Origin of the sequence: Streptomyces bugieae (genome assembly GCF_036352915.1) — a bacterium.
Lineage (GTDB): Bacteria > Actinomycetota > Actinomycetes > Streptomycetales > Streptomycetaceae > Streptomyces > Streptomyces endophytica.
In genome coordinates, this window is the sequence record NZ_JAZBJP010000043.1 from 47,333 (window position 1) to 56,511 (window position 9,179).

Below are 9,179 nucleotides of genomic sequence, written 5' to 3' on the forward strand. Positions count from 1 at the left end.
CCCCCTCCTTTGTCCATAGGCGCACCCCCCGCGCCCGCAGCACGCTGTCCGCCGACAGGCAGTGCCGCACGAAGGAGGACAGCGCGCGTGAACGAACAGACCGGTGCCCCGCGCGGGCCCAGCCGCAGAAAGGTCGTCGCCGCCACCGCGCTCGCCCCGGTCGCCGGGGCCCTCCCGCTCGGCGCCCGCACCGCCGCGGCCGCGCCCCGCGCCGCCGAGGCCGCGCCCCGCGCCGCCGAGGCCCTGCTGCGGTCCGCCGCGCTGGAGGTCCGCGTCGACACCGCCTTCCCGCGCATCGTCTCCTACACCGACCGCGCCACCGGAGCCGTCCTGCACGGCCAGCACACCCCGGTCACCCAGGTCCTCGTCGACGGCACCGCCCGCACCCCCCAGGTCACCCACCTCGCCCGCGCCGACCGCGCCACCTACACCCTCACCTTCGACGGCGGCACCACCGTCACCGTCGAGATCACCGTCCAGGACCGGCGGACCACCTGGCGGGTCACCCGCATCGCCGACACCCCCGCCCTGCGCATCGGCACCCTCCAGATCCCCGGCCTCGCCCTGCTCTCCGTACGCAGCGACCAGCCCGGCGCGACCCTGCTCGCGGCCCGCATCGAACTCGACAAGGCCAAGAGCGGCGACACCCTCGTCGAGGTCACCGACCACACCCCCGCCGAGGCCGCCCCCACCGGCTGCGCCTACGCCGTCGTCGCCACCGACCAACTGGCCGCCGGCATCGAGACCAACACCGTCTACGACAAGCCCACCGGCGCCACCACCTGGGAGAACGGCCGGCTGTGGCGGCAGACCGTGCGGGGCGACGGCTTCGTGGCGGCCACCCTCACCCCCGGGCAGTGGACCCACCGCGCGGCCGGCCAGCCCACCGGAGCCACCGACCCGCTGCCGTACGCGACCGTCATCGTCACCGGCGACCGCAACGGCGACGGCCGCATCGACTGGCAGGACGCCGCGATCGCCCTGCGCGACATCATGGTCATGCCGCTCGGCGCCGACGACCAGCACCTCCGCGTCGTCCCGCACATCCCGTTCAACTTCGCCAGCCAGGCCACCAACCCGTTCCTCGCCACCCTCGACCACGTCAAACGGATCGCCCTGGCCACCGACGGACTACGGCAGTTCACCCTCCTCAAGGGCTACCAGTCCGAAGGCCACGACTCCGCGCACCCCGACTACGGCGGCAACTACAACGAACGGGCCGGCGGCCTCGCCGACCTCAACACCCTGCTGCGCGCCGGAAAGAAGTGGAACAGCGACTTCGCGGTGCACGTCAACGCCACCGAGTCCTACCCCGTCGCGCACGCCTTCTCCGAGCAGCTCGTCAACAAGGACGACAAGCAGTGGGACTGGCTCGACCAGTCCTACCGCATCGACGCCCGCCGCGACCTCGTCGCCGGCACCATCGCCGCCCGCTTCGCCCGGCTCCGCAAGGAGACCGACCCCGCCCTGACCACCCTCTACCTCGACGTCTTCCGGGAATCCGGCTGGAACTCCGACCGCCTCCAGCGCCATCTGCGCGACCAGGGCTGGCAGATCGCCACCGAATGGGGCCACGGCCTGGAACGGTCCTCCCTCTGGTCGCACTGGGCCAACGAGACCGACTACGGCCCCGACACCTCCCGCGGCATCAACTCCCGGCTGATCCGCTTCCTGCGCAACCACCACAAGGACGTCTTCGCCAACAAGTGGCCCACCCTCCTCGGCAGCGGCCGCATGGGCAACTTCGAGGGCTGGGTCGGCAAGACCGACTGGCACGCCTTCTACGCCATCATCTGGACCGACGCCCTGCCCGCCAAATACCTCCAGGCCTACCCGATCAAGACCTGGACCGACCACGAGATCACCTTCGAGGGCCCCACCCACACCGCCGTCAGCGACACCGGCGGCACCCGCCGGATCACCACCGACGGCCGGCTGGTCTACGACGGCGGCAGCTACCTGCTCCCCTGGGAACCCCGCCGCGCCACCGACCCCGGCAAGCTCTACCACTACAACCCCCGCGGCGGCACCACGAGTTGGGACCTGCCCCGCGGCTGGTCCGCCGCCACCACCGTGCACGCCTACCGGCTCACCGACCAGGGCCGCACCCGGCACACCCGGCTGCCGGTCCGCGCCGGCCGGATCACCCTCACCGCCGAGGCCGGCGTCCCGTACGTCGTCCACCGCGACCCGGCCCCCGCCCAGCCCGACCCCCGCTGGGGCGAAGGCACCCCGCTGACCGACCCCGGCTTCCACTCCGGCACCCTCGACGCCTGGCGGACCACCGGACCGGCCACCGTCCGGGCCAACGACCGCGGCGACCACGAGCTCGTCATCGGCGCCGGCCCGGCCGCCCGCGTCGCCCAGAACCTCACCCGCCTCGCCCCCGGCAGCTACGCCGCCTCCGTCCAGGTCGAGGTCGGCGCCACCCCCGGCGAACGCCGCCGCGCCGCCCTGGAGATCCGCACCGCCGACGGCCTCACCACCGCCAACTGGACCGACACCTCCACCGCCGGCAACTACGTCGCCGCCGACCGCAAGTCCGGCACCCGCTTCCAGCGCCTCTTCACCCACTTCACCGTCCCCGAAGGCGGCGGCCCCACCACCCTCGCCCTCACCGCCGCCGCCGGAGCGGCCCGGGTCCGCTTCGACAACGTCCGCGTCGTCCCCGCCACCCCCACCACCAAGCAGGGCACCCTCGTATACGAGGACTTCGAGCACGTCCCCCAGGGCTGGGGCGTCTTCGTCAAGGGCGACGCCGGCGGCAGCACCGACCCCCGCACCCACATCGCCCAGCGGCACGCCCCCTACACCCAGGCCGGCTGGAACGGCAAAGCCATCGACGACGTCATCGACGGCGGCCAGTCCCTCAAGTCCCGCGGCGAGAACACCGGCCTGGTCTACCGCACCGTCCCGCACACCGTCCGCTTCACCCCCGGCCACCGCTACCGCGTGACCTTCCGCTACGAGAACGAACGCGCCGACCAGTACGCCTGGATCACCGCCGTCGACGACCCCGCACCCCGCGAACTGACCCGCGCCCCGCTCCCCGTCGCCACCCGACCCGCCACCCACACCTACGAGTTCACCGCGCCGGCCACCGGCGAGGCATGGATCGGGCTGCACAAAATCGGCGACGACGGAACCGCGGAGTTCGTCCTGGACTCTTTCGAGGTGCGCGAGGTGTAGTCGGGGCCGTGGGAGCGGGTCGGTGCGCCCCCACGGCTCCCCACCCGCGGCGGTCAACCCGCCGCGGGCACCAGACCGGGCGCCCCGGCCCCTTCCCCCACAGCGGCCGGGGCGCCCTCCCACTCCCACACCAGCACCTCGTTGCGGCCCGCCCGCAGCACCGGCCCCGGCACGTACAGCGAACGCTGCGGCCCCATCGCCCGATAGCGGCCCAGACAGAACCCGTTGACCCACACGAGCCCGTGCACCCAGCCCGGCAGCGTCACCTCCGCGTCCCCCGGCCGCCCGGCCACCGTCACCACCCCCCGGTACAGCCCCGCCCCGCCCGCCGCCCGCGCCACCGGCCCGAACGGCACCTCGGCGAGCGCCCCCGGCCCCTCCAGCGCATCCAGCCGCAGCCCCCGCGACCGCACCCCGTGCAGGAACTGCCGCTCGTGCAGCAACCCGCCCGTGATGCCCTTCGGCTCACCCAGCCGCGGACCGTAGTTGACCCGCCCCAGCGACTGCACCCACACCTCCACCGACGCCGGCCCCGCCACGTCCCCCACCACCGCGTCCTCGCCGTCCACCACCGCCCGCCGCACCCCGTCGACACACACCACCGCCCGGTCCCGCAACCCCCGCAGCCGCAGCGGATACCCCTCCCGCGGCCCCGGCACCGCCACCCGGTAACGGACCAGCCCCCGGTCCACACCCAGCTCCTCGAACGTCGCCGGACCGCCGCCCATCACCTCGGCCCCGCCCAGCGCGTCCATCACCGCCCCGGCCGGCGCCCACTCCGCGAGCTCCACCACCGCCGGCGACGACAGCACCGGCAGCGGCTCCGGCACCGCCGGCAGCGGCCCCCCGGCCCACTCCGCCAGCACCTCCCGGAACCGCCAGAACTTCTCCGTCGGCCGCCCCCGCTCGTCCACCGGCGCCCCGTAGTCGTACGACGTCACCGTCGGCAGCAACGCCCCGTCGTGCAGCTCACCCGCCCGGTTCGCCCCCGCCCACCCGCCGAAACTCGTCCCGCCGTGCGCCATGTAGACGTTCACCGAGGCACCGCACTGAAGGATCTCCCGCAACGCCCCGGCCGCGTCCGCCGCCTCCCGCGGCTCCGCCACCCGGCCCCAGTGCGCGAACCACCCGCACCAGAACTCCATGCACATCAACGGCCCCGCCGGCCGGTGCCGCCGCAGCGCCGCGAACGCCTCCCGCGCCGCACCGCCGAAATTCGCGGTGGCCAGCACCCCCGGCACCGCACCACCCGTCAGCATGTGGTCCTCCGGCCCGTCCGACGTGAACAGCGGCACCTCCACCCCGAGCTCCCGCAGCCGCCCCACGATCCACTCCAGATACCGCACATCACTGCCGTACGAGCCGTACTCGTTCTCCGCCTGCACCATCACCACCGGGCCGTCCCGCCCGTCCGGCCCCGCGACGGTGCACTGCCGCGCCACGACCTGCGGCAGCAACCGCCCGAACCACCCCTCCACCGCCCGCAGATACGCCGCGTCCCACGTCCGCACCCGCGACCCCAGCGGCCCCGTCAGCCACTCCGGCAGCCCGCCGTTCTCCCACTCCGCGCAGATGTACGGCCCCGGACGGACGATTGCCCACAGCCCCGCCGCCCGCACCGCGTCCAGGAACCGGCCCGGCGCCTCCGCGTCCCGGAACTCCCCGGGCCGCGGCTCGTGCAGATTCCACGGCACATAGGTCTCCACACAGTTCAGACCCATCGCCTTCAGCATCGCCAGCCGGTGCCCCCACTGCGCCTCGTGCACCCGGAAGTAGTGCAGCGCCCCCGACAGCAACCGCACCGGCCGCCCGTCCAGCTCGAAATCCCGCTCACCCACCACGAACCGCGCCACCACGCCCCCTCCCGGGCCGCCCGCACCCGCCCGACCGGGCCGGCCGGGCACGCGCGGGCGCGCTCACCTCACCGATCACCCTCGCCCTCTGGCGGCCCGCCGGTCCATGGACAAAGATCGGCGTTGTTTGGACGGAAGCGGTCAGGGCGTGCCCCCGGATCAACCAGACCCGAACGACCCGGAAGACACCGCCCGGTACGGAGCGACGGGAGCCCCGGCGTGTACCACACCTGGATGCGCTACTTCACCCCGAGCCCGGTCCACCACCGGCTCGGCCTGGTCTGCCTGGGCGTCGGCCTCCAGCACGGCACCCTCCCCCCGGTCGGTCCCCGCACCCTCGACCACCACGTCGCCATCGTCATCCGCGCCGGCCGCGGCTGGTACACCACCCCTGACGGCCACCGCCACACCCTCACCGCCCCCGCCCTCCTCTGGATCCTCCCCGGCGTCACCCACCACTACGGCGCCGACCCCGACACCGGCTGGGACGAAAGCTTCGTCGACTTCACCGGCCCCGCCACCGCCACCTACACCGAACTCGGCTACATCGACCCCGACCGGCCCGTCGTCCCCCTCGCCGACACCGGCCCCGCCCGCACCGCCATCGGCAAGATCGCCCGCGCCGCCCGCCGCGGCAACCCCCTCCTCGACGTCGAGACCGCGGCCGCCGTCCACGAACTCCTCGTCGCCCTGCGCCGCGCCCGCGCCGACACCGACGCCGACGGCGACCCCGTCCTGGCCGCCCTCGCCCGCGACGCCTTCCTCCCCCTCTCCGTCGCCGAACACGCCGCCCGCCACGGCATGACCCCCACCGAACTCCGCACCGCCGTCCGCCGCGGCGCCGGCTGCAGCCCCAAGGACTACCTCCTCGGCATCCGCCTCGGCCGCGCCAAGGAACTCCTCGTCGGCACCGAACTCCCGGTCGCCGCCGTCGCCCGCCGCGTCGGCTACGACGACCCCGCCTACTTCAGCCGCCTCTTCACCCGCCGCGTCGGCACCGCCCCCGTCCGCTTCCGCGACCGCCAGGTCAAAAGCGTCCCCGGCGGCTGGTCCACCCAGATCCCCGACCCCGACAACCCACCCCTCGTCGGCTGACCCGCCCCGCCCACCGCCCCCGGCAAACCCCCGTGCGCCGCCGAGCGACCGTACGGCAGCATGGCCACCATGCCCCAACTGCAGCGCGACGAGGCGCAGACCCGAGCCCGCCACATCGACGTCCACCGCTACGACATCGCCCTCGACCTCACCCAGGGCGACGAGCGATTCGGCTCCCGTACGGTCATCCACTTCACCGCACGCACCGACGGCGACACCTTCGTCGAACTCCGCCCCGCCGAGCTGCACACCGCCACCCTCGACGGCCGGCCCCTCGACCCGGCCACCCTCGACGACAACCGCCTCCCCCTCACCGGCCTCACCGCCGGCCCCCACGAACTCCACCTCCACGCCACCATGCGCTACTCCCGCACCGGCGAGGGCATGCACCGCTTCACCGACCCCGCCGACGGCGAGGCCTACGTCTACACCCAGCTGTTCATGGAGGACATCCAGCGCGTCTTCGCCGCCTTCGACCAGCCCGACCTCAAGGCCGTCTTCGCCCTCACCGTCCAGGCCCCAGAAAACTGGACCGTCCTCGCCAACGGCATCACCGAACACCTGGGGGAGGGCCACTGGAAAGCCGCCCCCACCCCCCTCATCTCCACCTACCTCGTCGCCGTCGCCGCCGGCCCCTGGCACTCCGTCCGCACCGAACACGCCGGACTGCCCTTCGGCATCCACTGCCGCCGCTCCCTCGCCCCCCACCTCGACGCCGACGCCGAGGAAATCCTCGACCTCACCCGCCGCTGCTACGACCGCTACCACCAGATCTTCGAGGAGCCCTACCCCTTCGACTCCTACGACCAGGCCTTCGTCCCCGAATTCAACGCCGGCGCCATGGAGAACCCCGGCCTGGTCACCTTCCGCGACGAATTCGTCTACCGCTCCGCCGTCACCGACACCGAACGCCAGACCCGCGGCATGGTCATCGCCCACGAAATGGCCCACATGTGGTTCGGCGACCTCGTCACCCTCCAATGGTGGGACGACATCTGGCTCAACGAGTCCTTCGCCGAATACATGGGCTACCAGGTCCTCTCCGAAGCCACCCGCTTCACCGACACCTGGACCGACTTCGCCATCGCCCGCAAGGGCTGGGGCTACGACGCCGACCAGCGCCCCTCCACCCACCCCGTCGCCCCCGCCCCCGACGACGTTCCCGACACCGCCTCCGCCCTCCTCAACTTCGACGGCATCTCCTACGCCAAGGGCGCCTCCGCCCTGCGCCAACTCGTCGCCTGGATGGGGGAGAAGGACTTCCTCGCCGGCATCAACGACCACTTCGCCCGCCACCGCTTCGGCAACGCCACCCTCGCCGACTTCATCGACTCCCTCGCCCGCGCCACCCACCGCGACGTCCACACCTGGGCCGCCCGCTGGCTGCGCACCACCGGCGTCGACACCCTCACCCCCGTCGTCGGCGACACCGACGGCCACTGGCACCTCACCGTCGAACAGACCGGCAGCCAGGACGGCACCCGCCCGCACCGCCTCACCGTCGGCCTCTACGACCCCGACCCGCACACCCCCGGCCGCCTCGTCGCCCGCACCCCGCTCACCCTCGACGTCCCCGACGACGCCGCCCACACCGGCACCGGCCGCCGCCCCGCCCTGCTCCTCCTCAACGACCAGGACCTCACCTACGCCAAGGTCCGCCTCGACCCCGCCTCCTGGGACACCGCCCTCGCCGCCCTGTCGGGCCTGCCCGACCCGCTCACCCGCGCCGTCGTCTGGAACGCCGCCCGCGACATGGTCCGCGACGGCGAACTCGCCCCCACCGCCTACCTCGACGCCGCCCGCGCCCACCTCCCGCACGAGACCGACCTCGCCATCCTCCAGGGCGTCCTCTCCTTCGCCCGCACCCAGATCGCCGACCGCTACCTCACCCCCACCGACCGCCACACCGCCCTGACCACCCTCACCGGCCTCAGCCGCGACATACTCCGCCGCACCGAAGGCCCCGAACACGGCACCGCCGCCGGCCTCCGGCTCACCGCCGTCCGCGCCTTCATCGACAGCGCCACCACCCCCGAAGGCATCCAGGACTGGCTCGACGACGGCAGCGTCCCCGGCGGCCCCCACCTCGACCCCGAACTGCGCTGGCGCATCCTCGGCCGGCTCGCCACCCTCGGCGCCGCGCCCCCCGCCGAACTTCACGCCACGATCGACGCCGAACTCGCCCGCGACCCCAGCGCCACCGGCCGCGAAGGCGCCGCCCGCTGCCGCGCCGCCCTCCCGGACCCCGCCGCCAAACAAGCCGCCTGGGAAGCCCTCTTCACCACCGACGAGGACACCGCCCTCTCCAACTACCTCTTCACCGCCACCGCCACCGGCTTCTGGGCCCCCGAACACCACGACCTGCTCCGGCCCTACGTCGCCCGCTACTTCACCGACGTCCCCGGCCTCGCCGCCGCCCGCGGCGCCGCCCTCGCCGAAGCCGCCGGCCGCTACGCCTTCCCCGCCACCTTCGTCGACGAAGAAACCCTCCACCTCGGCGAAGCCTGCCTCACCGACCGCAACCCCACCCCCGCCCTCCGCCGCAAACTCACCGACCAACTCGACGACCTGCGACGCGCATTGAGGGTCCGCACCACCTTCGCGAACCCGGCCCCTGGGGCTGCCGCACCCGGGAATACCGCTTCCTGACGCCACGTTGTGGCCCGCAGGGGGCCTTCCCACCCCTTACGGGTCAACCCTTACGAGTTCCGTTCGCCCACCCGCCTGCCCGTCCGCCCCGGGGCTCCTGCCCCTGGGCGCACCCCGGGGGGCTTCCGCCCCCCCCGGGGCCCCTGGGAACCCCACCTGGGTCCCGCCCCCCGCCCCGCCGGAACCACCCCCCGTCTCTTCACCCCCCCGCGCGGAATACCGCCCCCTGCCCCCACGTTGTGGCCCCGCAGGGGGCTTTCGCATCCCCTACGGGCAACCCCTACGAGATCCGTTCGCCCCGCCCCGGCCTCGGATGCCCCGCCTCGGATGCCCCGCCCCGGGCACCCCGCCTCGGCCCCGGATGCCCGCGGCCCGGGACCCCCCCCCCCCCCC

Annotated in this window: 4 protein-coding genes; 3 read left to right on the top strand and 1 reads right to left on the bottom strand. The window is 74.0% G+C overall.

Annotated features, from left to right (window positions below):
* Positions 1–87 precede the first annotated feature (87 nt).
* Positions 88–3,189, top strand: coding sequence for an endo-alpha-N-acetylgalactosaminidase family protein (locus tag V2J85_RS36135; RefSeq protein WP_330823886.1), 3,102 nt, complete (start codon positions 88–90; stop codon positions 3,187–3,189).
* A gap of 53 nt (positions 3,190–3,242) precedes the next feature.
* Here V2J85_RS36135 and V2J85_RS36140 read toward each other — a convergent pair whose 3' ends face one another.
* A complete protein-coding gene (locus V2J85_RS36140) occupies positions 3,243–5,042 on the bottom strand; it encodes a beta-galactosidase (protein ID WP_330823888.1) in 1,800 nt (599 codons plus the stop codon).
* Between the two features lie 219 nt (positions 5,043–5,261).
* Here V2J85_RS36140 and V2J85_RS36145 point away from each other — a divergent pair, with 219 nt between their 5' ends.
* Complete coding sequence (locus V2J85_RS36145; protein ID WP_261952076.1) at positions 5,262–6,137, top strand: helix-turn-helix domain-containing protein; 876 nt, start codon at positions 5,262–5,264, stop codon at positions 6,135–6,137.
* 69 nt (positions 6,138–6,206) lie between these two features.
* Complete coding sequence (gene pepN, locus V2J85_RS36150; RefSeq protein WP_330823889.1) at positions 6,207–8,786, top strand: aminopeptidase N; 2,580 nt, start codon at positions 6,207–6,209, stop codon at positions 8,784–8,786.
* The last annotated feature ends 393 nt before the right edge of the window (positions 8,787–9,179 follow it).